Annotated in this window: 18 protein-coding genes and 1 tRNA gene; all 19 read right to left on the reverse strand. The window is 62.3% G+C overall.

Annotated features, from left to right (window positions below):
• Positions 1 to 16: 16 nt before the first annotated feature.
• Entirely contained in the window at positions 17 to 1528 is a 1512-nt protein-coding gene (locus ACVOLL_RS11500) for an NADH-quinone oxidoreductase subunit M (protein ID WP_481508922.1), read from the reverse strand.
• A 19-nt stretch (positions 1529 to 1547) separates the two neighbouring features.
• On the reverse strand, positions 1548 to 3662 hold the full coding sequence (gene nuoL / locus ACVOLL_RS11505; RefSeq protein WP_481513019.1) for an NADH-quinone oxidoreductase subunit L: 2115 nt from the start codon (positions 3660 to 3662) through the stop codon (positions 1548 to 1550).
• Positions 3663 to 3669: 7 nt separating this feature from the next.
• A complete protein-coding gene (gene nuoK / locus ACVOLL_RS11510) occupies positions 3670 to 3975 on the reverse strand; it encodes an NADH-quinone oxidoreductase subunit NuoK (RefSeq protein ID WP_054656949.1) in 306 nt (101 codons plus the stop codon).
• Positions 3972 to 4625: an NADH-quinone oxidoreductase subunit J gene (locus ACVOLL_RS11515; protein ID WP_481513020.1), complete on the reverse strand. Its 654-nt coding sequence runs from the start codon at positions 4623 to 4625 to the stop codon at positions 3972 to 3974. Before ACVOLL_RS11515 ends, nuoK begins: the two co-directional genes overlap by 4 nt.
• Positions 4626 to 4634: 9 nt before the next feature.
• The gene (gene nuoI / locus ACVOLL_RS11520; protein ID WP_481513021.1) at positions 4635 to 5123 is read right to left on the reverse strand and encodes an NADH-quinone oxidoreductase subunit NuoI; all 489 of its coding nucleotides are present in this window, start codon (positions 5121 to 5123) and stop codon (positions 4635 to 4637) included.
• 3 nt (positions 5124 to 5126) lie between these two features.
• Positions 5127 to 6221 (reverse strand): NADH-quinone oxidoreductase subunit NuoH, encoded by a 1095-nt coding sequence (gene nuoH, locus ACVOLL_RS11525; protein WP_057626698.1) that lies wholly within the window; start codon positions 6219 to 6221, stop codon positions 5127 to 5129.
• Positions 6218 to 8452, reverse strand: a complete 2235-nt coding sequence (gene nuoG / locus ACVOLL_RS11530; protein ID WP_481513022.1) for an NADH-quinone oxidoreductase subunit NuoG — start codon at positions 8450 to 8452, stop codon at positions 6218 to 6220. Before nuoG ends, nuoH begins: the two co-directional genes overlap by 4 nt.
• Positions 8449 to 9786, reverse strand: coding sequence for an NADH-quinone oxidoreductase subunit NuoF (gene nuoF / locus ACVOLL_RS11535; protein WP_481513023.1), 1338 nt, complete (start codon positions 9784 to 9786; stop codon positions 8449 to 8451). The genes nuoG and nuoF overlap by 4 nt, the downstream gene beginning before the upstream one ends.
• Before the next feature lie 3 nt (positions 9787 to 9789).
• A complete protein-coding gene (gene nuoE, locus ACVOLL_RS11540) occupies positions 9790 to 10317 on the reverse strand; it encodes an NADH-quinone oxidoreductase subunit NuoE (RefSeq protein ID WP_282268404.1) in 528 nt (175 codons plus the stop codon).
• A gap of 91 nt (positions 10318 to 10408) precedes the next feature.
• Positions 10409 to 11638 (reverse strand): NADH-quinone oxidoreductase subunit D, encoded by a 1230-nt coding sequence (locus ACVOLL_RS11545; RefSeq protein ID WP_481513032.1) that lies wholly within the window; start codon positions 11636 to 11638, stop codon positions 10409 to 10411.
• Positions 11639 to 11727: 89 nt separating this feature from the next.
• Complete coding sequence (locus ACVOLL_RS11550; RefSeq protein WP_481513024.1) at positions 11728 to 12480, reverse strand: NADH-quinone oxidoreductase subunit C; 753 nt, start codon at positions 12478 to 12480, stop codon at positions 11728 to 11730.
• Positions 12481 to 12512: 32 nt separating this feature from the next.
• Entirely contained in the window at positions 12513 to 13067 is a 555-nt protein-coding gene (locus ACVOLL_RS11555; RefSeq protein WP_017354657.1) for a NuoB/complex I 20 kDa subunit family protein, read from the reverse strand.
• Positions 13058 to 13414, reverse strand: a complete 357-nt coding sequence (locus ACVOLL_RS11560; protein WP_282268401.1) for an NADH-quinone oxidoreductase subunit A — start codon at positions 13412 to 13414, stop codon at positions 13058 to 13060. Before ACVOLL_RS11560 ends, ACVOLL_RS11555 begins: the two co-directional genes overlap by 10 nt.
• Before the next feature lie 112 nt (positions 13415 to 13526).
• Positions 13527 to 13611, reverse strand: a tRNA-Leu gene (locus tag ACVOLL_RS11565).
• A gap of 48 nt (positions 13612 to 13659) precedes the next feature.
• The gene (secG, locus tag ACVOLL_RS11570; RefSeq protein ID WP_481513025.1) at positions 13660 to 14106 is read right to left on the reverse strand and encodes a preprotein translocase subunit SecG; all 447 of its coding nucleotides are present in this window, start codon (positions 14104 to 14106) and stop codon (positions 13660 to 13662) included.
• Between the two features lie 29 nt (positions 14107 to 14135).
• Positions 14136 to 14891, reverse strand: a complete 756-nt coding sequence (gene tpiA / locus ACVOLL_RS11575; RefSeq protein WP_481513026.1) for a triose-phosphate isomerase — start codon at positions 14889 to 14891, stop codon at positions 14136 to 14138.
• A 157-nt stretch (positions 14892 to 15048) separates the two neighbouring features.
• Complete coding sequence (locus ACVOLL_RS11580) at positions 15049 to 15987, reverse strand: isopenicillin N synthase family dioxygenase (protein WP_481513027.1); 939 nt, start codon at positions 15985 to 15987, stop codon at positions 15049 to 15051.
• Between the two features lie 73 nt (positions 15988 to 16060).
• The gene (gene glmM / locus ACVOLL_RS11585) at positions 16061 to 17419 is read right to left on the reverse strand and encodes a phosphoglucosamine mutase (RefSeq protein WP_481513028.1); all 1359 of its coding nucleotides are present in this window, start codon (positions 17417 to 17419) and stop codon (positions 16061 to 16063) included.
• A complete protein-coding gene (gene accD, locus ACVOLL_RS11590) occupies positions 17419 to 18300 on the reverse strand; it encodes an acetyl-CoA carboxylase, carboxyltransferase subunit beta (RefSeq protein WP_481513029.1) in 882 nt (293 codons plus the stop codon). Before accD ends, glmM begins: the two co-directional genes overlap by 1 nt.
• Positions 18301 to 18572 lie beyond the last annotated feature (272 nt).

The raw sequence follows: 18572 nt of genomic DNA on the forward strand, positions 1-18572 counted from the left end.
ACTCTCGACGAGCCGCTTACAGCAGCTTGCTTGAAGCGATCTGCATCGCCAGATGGGCGATGGAGGGCTCCATCAGATCGGTCAGCGGCTTGGGATAGAAGCCCAGCACCAGCGTACCGACCGCAAACACGGTCATTACCAGCCACTCGCGACCATTCATGTCCTTCAGCTCGGCGACGTGGGCGTTACCCACTTCACCGAAGAACACGCGCTTGTACAGCCACAGCGAATAAGCAGCACTGATGATCAGCGTGGTCGCGGCGCCCAAGGCAACCAGCGGGTTCCACTGGAATGCAGCCAGCACGATCATGAACTCACCAACGAAGCCGCTGGTACCCGGCAGGCCGGAGTTGGCCATGAAGAACAGCAGTGCGAACGCTGCGAACCATGGCATCACATTGACCACGCCGCCGTAATCGGCGATGCGGCGGCTGTGCATGCGGTCATACAGCACGCCCACGCAGGAGAACATCGCGCCGGACACAAAGCCGTGCGAGATCATCTGCACCATGGCGCCCTGCAGGCCCAGGCGGGCTGCATCGGCGCTACCGGCGTCACGAACCAGCCACAGCGCAATGAACGTACCCAGGGTGACGAAACCCATGTGCGCGACCGACGAATAAGCAATCAGCTTCTTCATGTCGTCCTGCACCATCGCCACCAGGCCAACGTAGATCACCGCCACCAGCGACAGCGCGATCACCAGCCATGCCCACTCGTGGCTGGCATCGGGGACGATCGGCAGGTTGAAGCGCAGGAAGCCGTAGCCACCGATCTTCAGTGCGATCGCGGCCAGGATCACCGAACCGGCGGTCGGCGCTTCAACGTGCGCGTCCGGCAGCCAGGTGTGCACCGGGAACATCGGCACCTTGACCGCGAAGGCGATCAGGAAGGCGAAGAATATCCACGTCTGCTCCTTGCCGGACAGCTGCAGCTGATACAGGTCAACCAGCTGGAAGCTGCCGCCCTTCAGGTACAGATAGATCAGTGCCACCAGCATCAGCACCGAGCCGAGGAAGGTGTACAGGAAGAACTTCATCGCCGCGTAGATACGACGCGGACCGCCCCAGACGCCGATGATCAGGAACATCGGGATCAGCATGGCTTCGAAGAACACGTAGAACAGCATCGCGTCGGTGGCGGCGAAAATGCCGACCGTCACGCCTTCCAGGATCAGGAAGGCGGCCACGTACTGGTTGACGCGCTTGTCGACCACGCCCCAGGCACCGATCAGTGCCAACACGCCGATCAGCGTGGTCAGCAGGATCAGGGCGATGGCGATACCGTCGACGGCCAGGTTGTAGCCGATGTCGAACGCCGGGATCCAGGGATGCTGTTCGACGAACTGCATCACATCGGCAGCGGCGCGGTCGTAACCGCTGAGCAGACCGAGGCTGAGCAGGAAAGTGAGCAGTGCTACCGCCAGAGACGCCCAACGGGCGGCCTGGGCGTTGCGCAGAGCCAGGATCAATGCACCGCCGATGATCGGCAGCCAAATGAGAATACTAAGTAGAGGCCAGTTCGACACGTCTTCTATTCCGTACAGGTCAACGCCAGAAATGCATCAGCACGCCCAACAGGGCAATCAGGCCGATGATCATCGCGAACGCGTAGTGGTAGAGGAAACCGGATTGGGTGCGGCGCAACAGGTTGGCAGCCAGGTCGACCAGACGCGCCGAGCCATTGACCATCACCCCATCGACGACCGTGCTATCAACGGCACGGGCGGCCTTGCCGAGCTGCACACCACCGCCGGCAAAGCCGTCGATCCAGAGCTTGTCGAAGCCGTACTTGTTTTCCAGCACCGAAACCACCGGTGCCAGGGTCTTGCGAGCTTGTCCTGCCAGTTCCGGCTTCCAGATGTAGAACACCCAGGCCAACGCGAAACCTGCAACCGTCAGCCAGAACGCCGGCATCTGCATGCCGTGTACCGCATAGGCCACGGAACCGTGCCAGAACTCCTTGCCCACTTCGGCAATGGTGTCACGTGCCGGGTCGTAGAAGTCGACGATGCCAGTGAAGAACGACATGGTCTGGCCGGGAATACCGGCGGCGGCGGCATGGCCGTCCCAGCCGGTACCAAACAGCATCGGGCCGATGGTGAAGAAGCCGATGAGGATGGACGGGATGGCAAGCAGAACCAGCGGGATCGTCACCACCAACGGCGACTCATGCGGCACGTGCGCACCATGACCGTGATGGTCATCGTGGCCGTGGCCATGATCAGCGTGGTGATCATCATGCGCGTCGCGGAAGCGTTCCTTGCCGAAGAAGGTCAGGAACAGCAGACGGAAGCTGTAGAAGCTGGTGACGATCACGCCACCCAGCACCGCCCAGTAGCCGTACAGGGCAACCCAGCCGGCATCGGCAGCGTGCGCGTGCATCGCGGCAGCTTCGATGATGGTGTCCTTCGAGTAGAAACCGGCGAAGAACGGGGTACCCACCAGCGCCAGCGTACCGATCCACATGGTGATGTGGGTGATCGGCATGTATTTGCGCAGCCCGCCCATCTTCATCATGTTCTGCTCATGGTGCATGCCCATGATCACCGAGCCGGCACCGAGGAACAGCAGCGCCTTGAAGAAGGCGTGGGTCATCAGGTGGAACACGGCGCCCGAGTAGGCCGACACGCCCAGTGCAACCGTCATGTAGCCCAGCTGCGACAAGGTCGAGTACGCAACCACGCGCTTGATGTCGGTCTGCACGATGCCGATCAGGCCGGTGAAGAACGCGGTGGTAGCACCGATGAACAGGATGAAGTCCAGCGCGGTCTGCGACAGCTCGAACAGCGGCGACATGCGGGTCACCATGAAGATACCCGCAGTGACCATGGTTGCGGCGTGGATCAGTGCCGAGATCGGGGTCGGGCCTTCCATCGAGTCCGGCAGCCACACGTGCAGCGGCACCTGGGCGGACTTGCCCATCGCACCGATGAACAGGCAGATGCAGATGATGGTCGCCACGCTCCACTGGTTGTCGCCGATCAGCTGCACCATGGCGTGACCGGTGGTCTCGGTGCCCAGCACGGTGCTGGCATTGGCAAACACGGTGGCGTAGTCCAGCGAACCGAAGGCCCACAGGATGCCGGCGATGCCGAGCAGGAAACCGAAGTCACCGACGCGATTGACCAGGAACGCCTTCATGTTGGCGAAGATGGCCGTGGGCTTCTTGAAGTAGAAACCGATCAACAGGTACGACACCAGGCCCACCGCTTCCCAGCCGAAGAACAGCTGCAGGAAGTTGTTGCTCATCACCAGGGTGAGCATCGAGAAGGTGAACAGCGAGATGTAGCTGAAGAAACGCTGGTAGCCGTCGTCCTCGGACATGTAGCCGATCGAGTAGATGTGGACCAGCAGCGACACGAAGGTCACCACTACCATCATCATCGCGGTCAAACGGTCGATCATGAAACCGACGTGGGCCGCGTACTGGCCGACTTCAAAGAAGGTGTAGACGTTCTGGTTGTACGGCTGCGCCCCGCCCCACAACAGCTGGGAGAAGATGTAAGCCGACAGGCCGCAGCTGATGGCCACGCCCAGGATGGTGATGTACTGGGCGCCCTTGCGCCCCACCTGACGACCGAACAGGCCGGCGATGATGCTGCCGAACAGCGGTGCAAGCACCACTGCAATCAACAGACTCTTGGAGAGAGTGATTTCCATCTTCGGATCAGCCCTTCAGCGAATCGACTTCGCCCACGTTGATGGTGTGGCGAGTACGGAACAAGGTCACCAGGATCGCGAGGCCGATTGCAGCTTCGGCCGCGGCCACGGTCAGGATGAAGAACACGAACAGCTGACCGGCGGTGTCGCCCAGCTCACGCGAGAAGGCGATGAAGTTGATGTTCACCGACAACAGCATCAGTTCGATCGACATCAACAGCACGATGATGTTCTTGCGGTTGAGGAAGATGCCGGCAACGCTGATGCAGAACATCACCGCGCCCAGCGCGAGCATATGGCCCAGAGAAATCATGGCTTGGCCTCCTCGCCACCGTCATGTTGCGTATCGACCTGCACCACCGGCTTTTCGGCGGCCATCTTGACCATGCGCAGGCGGTCTTTTGCCTTGGTCATGGTCTGCTCGGTCGGGTTCTGCGTCTTCAGGCCTTCGCGGCGGCGCAGGGTCAGCATCACGGCTGCCACCACGGCGACGGTCAGGATCACGGCAGCGAACTCGAACGGCAGCAGGTATTCAGTGAACAGGCTGCGCGCCAGCCAGGTGATGTTGGACGTATCGGCAGCCACCGCAGCGGCGTTGTCCACCGGGAACGGCGCGGTACGTGCCTTGACGCCGATAAGGGTCAGCATCTGCACCAGCATCACCACCGCGACCACCAGGCCGACCGGCAAGTAACGCACCCAGCCTTCACGCAGGTTGGTGGTGTCGATGTCCAGCATCATCACCACGAACAGGAACAACACCATCACCGCGCCAACGTAGACCAGCACCAGGGTGACGCCGAGGAACTCGGCCCCCACCAGCAGCCAGACGCAGGCAATGGAGAAGAACGTCAGGATCAAGCACAACACGGCGTACACCGGGTTGCGCACGCTGATCACCGCTGCCGCGGAAATGCCGGCAATGATGGAGAAGAACCAGAAAGCAATATTTACCCAATCCATCTCAAGACCTCAGCGGAAGGCGGCGTCGGCGGCGCGGCGCTCGGCGATTTCGGCTTCAAGCCGGTCGCCAATTGCCAGCAGCTGCGGCTTGGTGATGATGTTCTCGCCACGCTTCTCGAAGTGGTACTCGAGAATGTGGGTCTCGACGATCGAGTCCACCGGGCAGCTTTCTTCGCAGAAGCCGCAGAAGATGCACTTGAACAGATCGATTTCGTAACGCGTGGTACGGCGGGTGCCGTCTTCGCGCTTGGCCGAGTCGATGGTGATCGCCAGTGCCGGGCACACCGCCTCGCACAGTTTGCAGGCGATGCAACGCTCTTCACCGTTGGGATAACGGCGCAGGGCGTGCAGGCCACGGAAACGCGGCGACTGCGGGAACTTCTCCATCGGGTACATCACGGTGTACTTGGGCTTGAACGCGTATTTCAGCGTCAGCCACAAGCCGCCGAGCAACTCCAGGAGCAGCAGGCTTTTGAAATAGTGGGTGATCTTATTCATGAATCAAACGCCCTTCTGGATCACGCCGTAGAACACCATCAGTGCCGTCACCGCGATCCAGAAAATGGTCAGCGGGATGAACACCTTCCAGCCCAGACGCATGATCTGGTCATAACGGAAGCGCGGGAAGCTGGCACGGAACCAGATGTACGCACTGGCGAAGAACAGCACCTTGAGCAGCAGCCACGGCCAACCGCCGGTCCAGATCCAGTTGATCCACGGCGAGATGTCGGCCGTGATCCAACCCTGGAGCGGGCTCAGCCAGCCACCGAGGAAGAAGATCGAGATCAGGAAGCTGACCAGGATCATGTTGGCGTACTCGGCCAGGAAGAACAGTGCGAACGCACCGCCGGAGTACTCAACCATGTGACCGGCAACGATTTCCGACTCACCTTCCACCACGTCGAACGGCGCGCGATTGGTTTCGGCAACGCCGGAGACCCAGTACACGACGAACAGCGGGAACAGCGGCAGCAGGAACCAGTCGAACAGGCCCGAATTGCCCTTCTGCGCCAGCACGATGTCGGTCAGGTTCAAGCTGCCGGCGGCGATCATCACGCCGACCAGGGCGAAGCCCATGGCGATTTCGTAGCTGACCACCTGTGCGGCCGAACGCATCGCACCAAGGAAGGCGTACTTGGAGTTGGAGGCCCAACCGGCGAGGATCACGCCGTACACGCCCAGCGAGGTCATCGCCAGCAGGTACAGCAGACCAACGTTGGCGTTGGACAGCACCAGCTTGTAGTCGAACGGAACCACTGCCCACGCCGCGAACGACGGTGCCAGCACGATCAGCGGTGCGATGATGTACATCGCCTTGTGTGCGCTGGCCGGAGCAATGATTTCCTTGAACAACAACTTGGTGACGTCGGCGAAAGCCTGCAGCAGGCCACCGAGGCCGACGTACATCGGCCCGTGGCGGACGTGCATCCAACCGATCAGCTTGCGCTCCCACAACACGTAGAAGGCAACCGAAATGATCACCGGCATGGCGATCAAGAGGATCTTGATCACCGTCCACAGCACGATGCCGATGTCACCCAGCGACATGAACCACTGGAACAAGGGCTCGATCGCGTTTAACAGCAACTCGTTCATGCAGCCACCACCGTTACCCGAGCGGCACCCAGCGGCGCGGTTGCACCGTGGCCCGATTCAATCCACACCGTACCGGCGGCGACGCGCGCGTCGACCACAACCGACAGCGTGGCGCGACCAGCGTCGGTACCGACCTTGGCCATCTGGCCTTCGCTCAGCTGCAGACGCGCGGCGTCTTCGGCATTGAGCACAATGCGCGGATCGTTGTTGAGCGGATGCGACTGCAGCGCCTGCGCACGACGCACGACGGCATCGGTGCGGTAGATCGCCGGGGTCGAAGCCACTTCAAAGCCCTCGCCTGCCAGCTGCGGCTGCGCCGAAGCGGCAACCTTGACCGTGACCGGCTGCAGACCGGCACGCAGGCCTGCCAGATCGGTGAAACCGAAACCGGCCAACTGCATGTCACCACCCAGCGCACGCAGCACGCGCCAGCCCTCGCGGGCCTCGCCTTGCAGCTTGCCACCGGCGCGGGCGTTCTGCTCGCGACCGTCCAGATTGGTCAGCGTCGCGTCGATTTCCGGCAGCGCGCCGATCGGCAGGATCACATCGGCCACATCGCGGGTCGAGGTGCAGGCGAAATGGCTGAAGGCCACGACCTTGGCACCGGCAAGTGCCTTGCGGGCAGCAGCGGTATCAGCGAAGTCCAGGCCCGGCTCGATGCCGTACAGGGCATAGGCCTTGCGCGGCTGCGCCAGCATTGCATTGACGTCCTTGCCGGCCGGCAGCACGCCAGCCTGGGCCAGACCCACGGCATTCGCACCCTGCGGGATGCGGCACAGCTTGGCGCCGGTTGCAGCGGCAAACGCACTGGCAGCGGCACGGATGGCAGCGGCCTGCGGGTGATTCTCGGCAATCGCACCGACGATGATGACGGTGTTGTTGCCACCCTTCACCGCGTCGACCAGCTGCGCTTTGCCCAGCGTTTCGACGAAGCGCGACGGTGCAACGATGTGCTTGCCAGCCAGTTTGAACGCGAAGTCGAAATCAACCGGGTTGATCGAATGGATCTTGGCGCCGTTGCTGGTCTGCGCCTTGCGCAGGCGAGCGTGCAGCAGCGGCAGTTCGTGGCGGATATTGCTACCCAGCACAACGATCTGATCAGCGTGCTCGATGTCAGCCAGCGACATGCCGAACGCTTCGGCAACCGGCGCATCGGAGAAGTCGCGGTTGTTGATGCGGTGGTCGATATTGTTCGAACCCAGGCCAGCGGCCAGGCGGGCCAGCAATGCGCCCTCCTCGTTCGAGGTCGCCGGGTGCACCAGCACGCCGAGCTCGTCGCCACGGTTGGCTTCGAAGATTTCGCGGGCAGCGGCCAGACCTTCGGCCCAGCTCACTTCCTTCCACTCGCCATTGACCTTCTGCAGCGGCTTGACCGCGCGGTCGGCCGCATACAGGCCCTGGTGCGAATAACGATCGCGATCGGACAGCCAGCACTCGTTGACCAGCTCGTTGTCACGCGGCACCGCGCGCAGCACTTCGCCGCGACGGGTGTGCAGGAACAGGTTCGAGCCCATCGCGTCGTGGTAACCCAGCGATTCGCGTGCGGTCAGTTCCCACGGACGTGCCTTGAACTGGAACACCTTGTTGGTCAGCGCGCCGACCGGGCACACGTCGATGACGTTGCCGGACAGCTCGGTGGTCAACGGCTTGCCGTCGTAGGTGCCGATCTGCAGGTTTTCACCACGCGACATGCCACCCAGCTCGTAGGTGCCAGCGACTTCAGCGGTGAAGCGCACGCAGCGGGTGCACTGGATGCAGCGGGTCATCTCGGTGGCGACCAGCGGCCCCATGTCCTCGTCGACCACGACGCGCTTGCGCTCGTTGAAGCGACTGACCGAGCGGCCATAACCCAACGACACGTCCTGCAGTTCGCACTCGCCGCCCTGATCGCAGATCGGGCAGTCCAGCGGGTGGTTGATGAGCAGGAACTCCATCACCGAACGCTGGTACTTGAGCGCCTTTTCGTTGCGGGTCTGGATCTTCATGCCATCCATGACCGGGGTTGCGCAGGCCGGCGACGGCTTGGGCGACTTTTCAACGTCGACCAGACACATGCGGCAGTTTGCGGCGATCGGCAGCTTCTCGTGGTAGCAGAAGCGCGGAATCGGAATGCCAGCCTTGTCGGCGGCCTGGATGATCATCGAACCCTTGGGTACGACCAGGGACTGACCATCGATATCGATGGTCACGTGATCCGGCGGTACGTTGGGATTTACCGGTTGCGCGCTCATGCGGCAGCAGTCTCCACCTTCTTGCCGTCAACCATCGAATGACCGTTGACGATGTAGTACTCGAATTCGTTCCAGAACTGGCGCAGGAAGCCTTGAATCGGCCACGCTGCCGCCTCACCGAACGCACAGATGGTGTGGCCTTCAATCTGGCCGGCAACCGTCTTCAGCTGATGCAGGTCTTCCATCGTGGCCTGGCCGGCGACGATGCGCTCCAGCACGCGGTGCATCCAGCCGGTGCCTTCACGGCACGGGGTGCACTGGCCACAGGATTCCTTGTGGAAGAACTGGCTGATGCGGCAGGCAAACTTGACGCAGCAGACGCTGTCATCCAGCACCACGATGGCACCCGAACCCAGGCCAGAGCCCAGTGCACGGATGGTGTCGTAGTCCATAGGCAGACCCTTGAGCTCCGCAGCGGTCAGCACCGGCATCGACACGCCGCCCGGGATTGCGCCCTTCAGGGTGCGGCCCGGACGCAGACCACCGGCCATCGCCAGCAAGTCGTCGAAGGTGGTGCCCAGCGGCACTTCGAAGTTGCCGCCTACGGCGACGCAACCGGAGACCGAGAAGCACTTCGGGCCACCGTTGTTGGTCAGGCTCAGATTCTTGAACCACTCCGCGCCGTTGCGGATGATCGCCGGCACCGAGGCATAGGTCTCGGTGTTGTTGATGGTCGTCGGCTTGCCGTACAGGCCGAAGTTGGCCGGGAACGGCGGCTTGTAACGCGGCTGGCCCTTCTTGCCTTCCAGCGACTCCATCAGTGCGGTTTCTTCGCCGCAGATGTAGGCGCCAGCGCCGAGTGCGCCATAGATGTCGATGTCGCAACCGCTGCCCAGCACGTTCTTGCCCAGCCAGCCGTGCTTGTAGGCATCGGCCAGGGCCTGCTCGAAATGCTCGAACGGCTCGTGGTGGAACTCACCACGCAGGTAGTTGTACGCCGCGGTCGAGCCGGTGGCGTAGCAGGCAATCGCCATGCCTTCCACGACCGAATGCGGGTTGTAACGCAGGATGTCGCGGTCCTTGCAGGTGCCCGGCTCGGATTCATCCGAGTTGCAGAGGATGTACTTCTGCACATCACCCTTGGGCATGAAGGACCACTTCAAGCCGGTCGGGAAGCCTGCACCGCCACGGCCACGCAGGCCGGACTGCTTGACCATCTCGATGACGTCGGCCGGCGGGATCTTCTCTTCGAGGATCTTGCGCAGCGCGGCGTAGCCACCGGTCTTCAGATAGCTTTCGTACGACCACGGGGTGTCGTAATGCAGCGTGGTGTAGACCACGTTGTGCGGAAGCGGCGCCGGTCCAACCGGGCCCTTGGATTCGTGGTGTGCCATGCCTTACTCCAGCCCGTCCAGCAGCGCGTCGACCTGGTCCAGCGTCAGGCGCTCGTGGTAATGGCCGTTGATGACCATCATCGGCGCACCGGCGCAGCCAGCCAGACACTCTTCCTCTTTCTTGAGGTAGACGCGGCCGTCAGCGGTCGATTCACCGTGCTTGATGCCCAGCTTCTTCTCGCAATGGCGGACGATGTCGTCAGCGCCATTGAGCCAGCAGCTGACGTTGGTGCAGATGGCGACGTTGTTGCGGCCAACCTTCTCGGTCTCGAACATCGAGTAGAAGGTTGCAACTTCGTACGCCCACACGAACGGCAGGTCCAGGTACTTGGCCACGCCGGCGATCAGCTCGTCGCTCAGCCAGCCCTGGTTCTGCTCCTGTGCGGCATGCAGACCCTGCAGCACCGCCGAACGCTTGCGATCCGGCGGGAACTTGGACAGCCAGTGATCGATGTGAGCGCGCGTCTTGTCGCTCAGCACCACCATCGGGTCGACGTTGCGCGCCGCCTCGAAATTACCCGTCGCCTTCATCGGCCGACCTCAACGAATACCAAAAGCTGAAAAACCGATGCCTGCGGCGGCAGAACCGCGCAGGCAACGGACGATGTGTGATTGCCCGGCATTACCGGTCAACCTCGCCGAACACGAGGTCGTAGGTGCCGATCATTGCCACCACGTCGGCCAGCATGTGGCCGCGCACGACCGAGTCGATCGAGGACAGGTGGGCGAAGCCCGGCGCGCGCAGGTGGGCGCGGAACGGCTTGTTGGCACCGTCGGAAACCAGGTAGCAACCGAACTCGCCCTTGGGCGCTTCAACCGCCGCATAGGTTTCGCCGGCCGGCACGCAATAGCCTTCACTGAACAGCTTGAAGTGATGGATCAGCGCTTCCATGTCGTCCTTCATCTCGGCGCGAGCCGGCGGGGCAACCTTGAAGTTCTTGACCATCACCGGGCCCGGGTTGGCCTTCAGCCAAGCCACGCACTGCTTGATGATGCGGTTGGATTCGCGCATCTCTGCGATACGCACCAGGTAACGGTCGTAGCAGTCGCCCTTGGTGCCCAACGGCAGGTCGAAATCGACCGCCTCGTACTTGGCGTACGGCTGCTTCTTGCGCAGATCCCAGGCAATACCCGAACCACGCAGCATCACGCCGGTCATGCCCCAGGCCATTGCATGCTCCGGGGTGATCACGCCGATGCCGACGGTACGCTGCTTCCAGATACGGTTGTCGGTCAGCAGGGTTTCGTATTCGTCAACGCGACCCGGGAACTCATTGGTGAAGTTCTCCAGGAAGTCGAGCAGCGAGCCCTCGCGCGAAGCGTTCAGACGCTTCAGCGCATTGCCCTTGTGCCAACGCGATTCCTTGTACTTGGGCATGGTGTCCGGCAGATCGCGGTACACGCCGCCCGGACGGTAGTACGCCGCGTGCATGCGCGCGCCGGAGACTGCTTCGTAGCAGTCCATCAGCTCTTCGCGCTCACGGAAGGCGTACAGCATCACCGCCATCGCACCCAGATCGAGCGCGTTGGAGCCCAGCCACATCAAGTGGTTCAGGACGCGGGTGACTTCGTCGAACATGGTACGGATGTACTGCGCACGCTCCGGCACTTCGATACCCACCAGGGTTTCGATGGCGCGGACATAGGCGTGCTCGTTGCACATCATCGAGCAGTAATCCAGGCGATCCATGTAACCGATCGACTGGTTGAACGGCTTGGATTCGGCCAGCTTCTCGGTCGCGCGGTGCAGCAGACCAATATGCGGATCGGCGCGCATGATGGTCTCGCCGTCCATTTCCAGGATCAGGCGCAGCACACCATGTGCGGCCGGATGCTGCGGGCCGAAGTTCATGGTGTAGTTGCGGATCTCCTGCCTGGCTTCGGCAGGATTGCTCGCAAAGGCCTGCGAGGCCTGGTGATATTCCTTCTTTACGTCCGCACTCACTTGCTTGCCTCCGTCTGCGCGCGCTCGCCTTCAGCGGTCTGGAAGCGGGCATCGTCGCGGATAACACGCGGCACGCCTACGCGCGGCTCGACCGAAGTCACCGGCTCGTAGACCACGCGCTTCTTTTCTTCGTCGTAACGCACTTCGACGTTGCCGATCAGCGGGAAATCCTTGCGGAACGGATGGCCCACGAAACCGTAGTCGGTCAGGATGCGACGCAGGTCCGGGTGGCCTTCGAAGATCACGCCGTACAGGTCGAACGCTTCACGCTCGAACCAGTTCAGGCCCGGGTGAATGTCGGTCAGCGAGGCCACCACCGGCAGCGATTCGCTGGGGGCGTAGCAACGGATGCGCAGCAGCTGGTTGTGCTGGTAGGAGCGCAACTGGCAGACCACGGCGAAACGCTGCTTGGGCATTGCGTCCGGCTGAGCGCCTTCGGCGGTCTCGTGGCTGGGGAATTCACCCCAGGCGAAACGGCCTGCGCCATTGCCTTCCACGCCGCGGCTGAAGCCATGCGAGGAAACGTCCGAGGTATCCCACTCGTCGCTGCCGTAACCGAGGTAATCGACGCCGCACAGATCGGTGGCGTGCTCGAAACCGAATTCGTCACGCAGCGCCAGAGCGGTTGCGTGCCAATCGGCAACAGCCACTTCCAGCGTTACTTCGCCGCGCGGTTCGACCACCACAACCTGCGCACCGGCAAAACGGGCGCGAAGTTTATCGATGAGAGAAGGTGCTTGCTGGGCCATGGGGGCTGGCGTGCTCTTGATTTGAAAGGGGGTCAGCGTGCGATGGTCTGGGTACGCCAGATCTTCTTCTGCAGCTGCAAAATGCCGTACACCAGCGCCTCGGCGGTCGGCGGGCAGCCAGGGACGTAAACGTCCACCGGCACCACACGATCGCAACCACGCACCACTGCATAGGAATAATGGTAATAACCGCCGCCGTTGGCGCAGCTACCCATCGAGATGACCCACTTCGGGTCCGGCATCTGGTCGTAGACCTTGCGCAGCGCCGGGGCCATCTTGTTGACCAGGGTACCGGCCACGATCATCACGTCGGACTGTCGCGGCGACGGACGGAACACCACACCGTAGCGATCAAGGTCCAGACGCGCCGCACCGGCATGCATCATTTCCACCGCGCAGCAGGCCAGACCGAAAGTCATGGGCCACATCGAGCCGGTACGTGCCCAGTTCAACAGCGCGTCAACGCTGGTGGTCACATAGCCCTTCTCGAGCAGGGGGTTATCGCCTTCAGGCCGCAGAATGTCATCAACCCGCCCTTCCGGGACGGGGTTGTTCATCAGGCCGTCGAGAGTTTGGATCACTCCCATTCCAGCGCTCCCTTCTTCCACACGTAGATAAAGCCGAGGAACAGCATGCCCACGAACAAGCCCATGGTGACCAGCGAACGCGCGCCGAGCTCCATGAACACCTGGGTCCAGGGCACAATAAAGATGATTTCCAGGTCAAAGACGATGAACTGGATGGCGATGAGGTAGTAGCGCACATCGAACTTCATGCGCGCGTTCTCGAACGCCTCGAAGCCACACTCGTAGGCGGAGAGTTTCTCGGTGTCCGGCGAACGCGGAGCGAGGAACCGACCGATCAACATCAGCGCAACGCCGATGCCGGTGGCGACGATCAGAAACAGCAGAGACGGCAAATATTCGGCCAGCACAGCGATTCTCTCTTGCCTCTGCCCGGGACACCTGCAGGTGCCAAGGCATGGGGGATGAACGGGACTTGCCACGACGGGAAGCTGCTGCAACCCGTGTACCCGCATAAAACAATGGTGCCCAAGAGGGGACTCGAACCCCTACGACCTAAGTCGCTACCACCTCAAGGTAGTGCGTCTACCAATTCCGCCACCTGGGCTTACGTCAGCGCAGCTGCTTCGCAGTGCGCCGCGTATTGTAACCGTCTTCAGTCTTTCTGTGCGGGTTCAGCGGGCTTTTCTTCGCTCTTGGCGGGAATATTTTCCGCCGGAGCCGTTGCCTGCGGCACTTCACCCACCGCTGCGGCAGCCGGAGCTGTCGGAACGGCCTGCAACTCACCTGCCGGGGCCGCCGGCGCAGCAGCCGGAGCCGCCGCTTCAACCGCACTCATCAGGCCCACGCCCTGGTCCGTCGGACGCGAGCCGTGGCTGGCATACCACGCCATGAACAAGCTGATGCCGAAAAACACCACGGCCAGCCACTTGGTGCTCTTGGACAGGAAGTTGGACGCGCCACGCGCACCGAACACCGTACCCGACGCACCGGCACCAAAACCCGAACCAGCGGCAGCACCAGAGCCACGCTGCATCAGGATCAGCGCGATCATCGCAAGCGCCACCAGCACATAGACCACATTGAGGATCAACATCAGCATTTTTGAAATCCGTCCCGGACAATTACCCGTTAGCGACTGGCGGCCGCCCTCGCGATGGCCAGAAAATCAGCCGCCACCAGCGAAGCGCCACCTACCAGCCCGCCATCGACGTCAGGCTGTGAAAACAGCTCTGCTGCGTTGTCGGGCTTGACGCTGCCGCCATAAAGGATCGACAACGAATCGGCAATTCTAGCATCGCGCTCGGCGACTACGCCACGAATGAACGCATGCACGGCCTGCGCCTGCTCTGGCGAGGCAGTTCGGCCGGTGCCAATTGCCCAGATCGGCTCATACGCCACCACTGCCTTGGCGAAGGCCTGGACCCCGGCCAGATCCAGCACCGGCGCCAGCTGCGAGGCGATCACCGCCTCGGTCTGCGCAGCCTCTCGCTGCTCCAGCGTCTCACCAACACATAAGACTGGCACCAGGCCTGCATTGATCGCGGCAACGAACTTGCGCGCAACCAGTTCACTGCTTTCGTTGTGGTACTGGCGGCGCTCGGAGTGGCCGACCAGACCATGAGTGGCACCGACGTCTACCAGCATGCTGGCCGAAACCTCCCCTGTATAGGCGCCCTTCTCGTTGCTGCTCACATCCTGCGAGCCGAACAGCAGCTCCGTACCCTCGAAATCCTCGACCAGATCGCCCAGGTACGGCAGCGGCGGCAAGATCACCAGGCGAACACCTGCCAGCGGCAGGCCAGCAGCCACCTGCCCGACCAGATCGGTGGCGAATTGACGGCTGCCATGCAGCTTCCAGTTACCAGCAACGATTTTTTGGCGCATTCAGGCATAACTCCCCGGTAAAAAGTATCGGCAAAGGATAGCCGATATGCGGACATCGGCAGGACAAACTGCAGACAACGGAAGACAAGATGCAAAAACGCCGCCGGGCCAAGGCCGAGGCGGCGTTTTTGCGACAGCTGCTGGAGCCAGCGCAGGCTTACTTCAGCTTGATCTCGCGCAGGCGCTCTTCCAGGAAGCCATGGGCGGTGATCGCCTCCGGATAACGGCTCGGATTCTCTGCAGTGATGCACGAAGGCAGCACGTCGATCAGGAAATCCGGGTTCGGATGCAGGAAGAACGGCACCGAATAACGCGGCTTGCGTGCCAGCTCACCCGGGGGATTGACCACGCGGTGAATGGTGGACGGGTACACATGGTTGGTCAGGCGCTGCAGCATGTCGCCGATGTTGACCACGATGGTGTCGGCGTCCGAGGTGAACGGCACCCACTCGCCTTCATGCGACTGCACTTCCAGGCCGGCCGCACTGGCACCGACCAGCAGGGTGATGAAGTTGATATCGCCATGCGCGCCAGCGCGCACATTCGGGATGTCATCGGTGGTGATCGGCGGGTAATGGATCGGGCGCAGGATCGAGTTGCCGTTATTGGTCTTGTCGGCGAAGTAGTTCTCCGGCAGACCGATGTGCAGGGCCAGCGCCGACAGCACACGCGAACCCAACTGGTCGAGCTTCTGGTAGAGGCCGTAACCATGTTCCTTGAAGCCGGGGACTTCGCTCGGCCACAGGTTTGGCGGCATCACCTCACGGTACTTGGAGTCATCGGCGATCTCGCGACCGATATGCCAGAACTCCTTCAGGTCGAAGTGCTTGGAGCCCTTGGCGGTCTCCACGCCGAACTGGGTATAGCCACGGGCACCACCACCGCCAGCGATGTGGTACTGCTTCTTCACATCTTCCGGCAGGGCGAAGAACGCCTTGAACACGTCATACGCGGCGTCGATGTCCGCCTGCGGAATGCCGTGGTTGCGAATACCCGCAAAACCCCACTCACGATACGCCGCGCCAAGTTCGGCCACGAAGGCGTCACGGTCAGTATCGAAACGGGTGATATCGAGGGTGGGAATACGGGAACTCATACAAAACTCCAAAGAAGGGAACGGGACGCCGGCTATTGAAACCGACGTCCCGGCAACACCACTATGATCCAGCTCAAACCTGTGCGGTAGCCGAACGAACCGCGTTGGCCAGCGCCTCAAGGGTGGCGGTCATCAGCCCGGCCTCATCGGCCTCGACCGTGACCCGCACCACCGGCTCGGTACCCGACGGCCGCAGGAACGCCCTGCCCCGCCCGGCCACAGCTGCCTGGGCGGCTGCCAGCGCAGCCTGCACCGGCGCACTTGCAACCACTTCGCGCGCGCCACTTTCCAGGCGCACATTGATCGTCTTCTGCGGCACCATCACCAGCCCCTGCAGGGCCTGGTGCAGATTCACACCAGCATCGCCGAGCACTTCCAGCACCTGCAATGCACTGACGATGGCGTCCCCAGTGGTGGCGCGATCCAGGCACAGGATATGACCGGAGGCTTCACCGCCCAGCACCCCATTGCCATCGACCAGTGCCTTGTGCACGTAACGGTCACCAACATTGGCGCGGACGAATGGAATACCCAGACGCTCCAGCGCCTGCTCCATCCCGTAATTGGTCATCAGCGTACCCACCACCGGGCCACGCAGGCGGCCGTTGGCCTGCCACGCCTTGGCCAGCACGTACAGCAAGCCGTCGCCATCCACTGCGGCACCGGTGTGATCGACCATCAATACGCGGTCACCATCGCCGTCGAAGGCAATGCCGATATCGGCCCCAACCTCGGTCACCTTGCGTGCCAGATTGTCGATATGGGTCGAGCCCACACCGTCGTTGATATTGACGCCATTGGGCTCGGCACCGATCGCAGTCACCTCGGCACCCAGCTCACGGAACAGCAGCGGCGCAACGTGATAGGTGGCGCCATGGGCGCAATCGAGCACGACCTTGAGTCCACGCAGATAGAAATTGCGCGGCACACTGGCCTTGCAGAACTCGATATAACGACCGACCGCATCGCGCGCACGGACCGCCTTGCCGAGCTGCTCGGACTCCACCGTCGAGAACGGCTGATCCATCGCCGCTTCCAGCGCCAGCTCAGTGGCGTCATCGAGCTTCTCACCTTCGGCCGAGAAGAACTTGATGCCGTTGTCGTAATGCGGATTGTGCGAGGCACTGATCACGATGCCGGCATCGGCACCCAGCGTATGCGCCAGGAAGGCCACCGCCGGGGTCGGCATCGGCCCAATCAGCTGCACGTTGGCACCTGCAGCAACCAGACCTGCCTCCAACGCCGACTCGAACATATAGCCGGAGATGCGCGTGTCCTTGCCGATCACCACGGTCGGCTGCTTGCCGCCGCTGCGCGCAACCAGCACGCGACCCAACGCATTGCCAACCCGCAGCACAAAATCAGCGGAAATGACGCCCTTGCCGACCCGGCCACGGATGCCGTCGGTACCAAAATACTTGCGCGTACCCATCAGGCTGCTACTTCCTCATGCTGCGGCTGACGGCCCAACATGGCCAGCAGGTCGGCCAGGCGGTCACGCATTTCGCGGCGGTCGCAGATCTGATCGATGGCGCCGTGCTCAAGCAGGAACTCGGAGCGCTGGAAGCCTTCGGGCAGCTTTTCGCGCACGGTCTGTTCGATCACGCGCGGGCCGGCAAAGCCGATCAGTGCCTGCGGCTCGGCGATGTTGATATCGCCCAGCATCGCGAACGAGGCCGACACGCCACCGGTGGTGGGATGGGTCAGCACCGAGATGTAGGGCAGACCGGCTTCGCGCAGTTTGGCCAGCGCGGCCGAGGTCTTGGCCATCTGCATCAGCGAGAACAGGCCTTCCTGCATGCGTGCACCGCCGGAGGCGGAGAAGCAGACATAGGGGGAGCCGATTTCCAGCGCGGTTTCTGCCGCCAGCGCGAAGCGCTCGCCGACCACCGAGCCCATCGAACCGCCCATGAAGGCGAAGTCGAAGGAAGAAGCCACCAGCGGGCGGCCCTTCAGCAGGCCGCGCATGGCAACCAACGCGTCGTACTCGCCGGTGTTCTTCTGGCTGGCCTTGATGCGCTCTACGTATTTCTTCTGGTCCTTGAACTTGAGCACGTCGGTCGGCCCGAGACGGGCGGCGATCTCGCTGGTGCTATCAGCATCAAACAACGAGGCCAGGCGCGCGCGCGCGCGGATGGCCATGTGGTGCCCACACTTCGGGCAGACCTCAAGGTTTTCTTCCAGCTCCGGGCGGTACAGGGCCGCGCCGCAGCTGCTGCATTTTTCCCACAGCCCCTCGGGGACGCTGCGTTTTTTGGAGGGCGTGTTGTCGGTACGGATGCCGGACGGCATCAACTTGCTGAGCCAACTCATGCGGGATGACAATTCCGTTCAGGGTGGCCTCACGGCCACGACAGGGCCCACAGTCTAGCTCACCACTGCGACCAAGTCGCAGCACCGGATCTGGCGCAACCCCTACTACTGCGTATGTTTGCAGCGCGATACCGGGCCATGCCCGGCAGAAAGCTGGACCACTGTAGTGCCGAGCCATGCTCGGCAGAGGCCTTACCGATAAAGCGTCCTGTAGTGCCGAGCCATGCTCGGCAAGAGGCCTTGCCGGGGAAAGCCCCTGCCGAGCATGGCTC

This window comes from Stenotrophomonas sp. STEN035, assembly GCF_056759935.1.

Excerpts from the sequence above, each read along its gene's own strand:
- accD (WP_481513029.1), bottom strand. The coding sequence starts at position 18,300 with ATGAGTTGGCTCAGCAAGTTGATGCCGTCCGGCATCCGTACCGACAAC.
- ACVOLL_RS11580 (WP_481513027.1), bottom strand. The coding sequence starts at position 15,987 with ATGAGTTCCCGTATTCCCACCCTCGATATCACCCGTTTCGATACTGAC.
- ACVOLL_RS11550 (WP_481513024.1), bottom strand. The coding sequence starts at position 12,480 with ATGGCCCAGCAAGCACCTTCTCTCATCGATAAACTTCGCGCCCGTTTT.
- nuoL (WP_481513019.1), bottom strand. The coding sequence starts at position 3,662 with ATGGAAATCACTCTCTCCAAGAGTCTGTTGATTGCAGTGGTGCTTGCA.
- nuoK (WP_054656949.1), bottom strand. The coding sequence starts at position 3,975 with ATGATTTCTCTGGGCCATATGCTCGCGCTGGGCGCGGTGATGTTCTGC.
- nuoH (WP_057626698.1), bottom strand. The coding sequence starts at position 6,221 with ATGAACGAGTTGCTGTTAAACGCGATCGAGCCCTTGTTCCAGTGGTTC.
- ACVOLL_RS11515 (WP_481513020.1), bottom strand. The coding sequence starts at position 4,625 with ATGGATTGGGTAAATATTGCTTTCTGGTTCTTCTCCATCATTGCCGGC.
- nuoG (WP_481513022.1), bottom strand. The coding sequence starts at position 8,452 with ATGAGCGCGCAACCGGTAAATCCCAACGTACCGCCGGATCACGTGACC.
- ACVOLL_RS11545 (WP_481513032.1), bottom strand. The coding sequence starts at position 11,638 with ATGAACTTCGGCCCGCAGCATCCGGCCGCACATGGTGTGCTGCGCCTG.
- glmM (WP_481513028.1), bottom strand. The coding sequence starts at position 17,419 with ATGGGTACGCGCAAGTATTTTGGTACCGACGGCATCCGTGGCCGGGTC.
- tpiA (WP_481513026.1), bottom strand. The coding sequence starts at position 14,891 with ATGCGCCAAAAAATCGTTGCTGGTAACTGGAAGCTGCATGGCAGCCGT.
- nuoE (WP_282268404.1), bottom strand. The coding sequence starts at position 10,317 with ATGAAGGCGACGGGTAATTTCGAGGCGGCGCGCAACGTCGACCCGATG.
- ACVOLL_RS11555 (WP_017354657.1), bottom strand. The coding sequence starts at position 13,067 with ATGGGAGTGATCCAAACTCTCGACGGCCTGATGAACAACCCCGTCCCG.
- nuoF (WP_481513023.1), bottom strand. The coding sequence starts at position 9,786 with ATGGCACACCACGAATCCAAGGGCCCGGTTGGACCGGCGCCGCTTCCG.
- nuoI (WP_481513021.1), bottom strand. The coding sequence starts at position 5,123 with ATGAATAAGATCACCCACTATTTCAAAAGCCTGCTGCTCCTGGAGTTG.
- secG (WP_481513025.1), bottom strand. The coding sequence starts at position 14,106 with ATGCTGATGTTGATCCTCAATGTGGTCTATGTGCTGGTGGCGCTTGCG.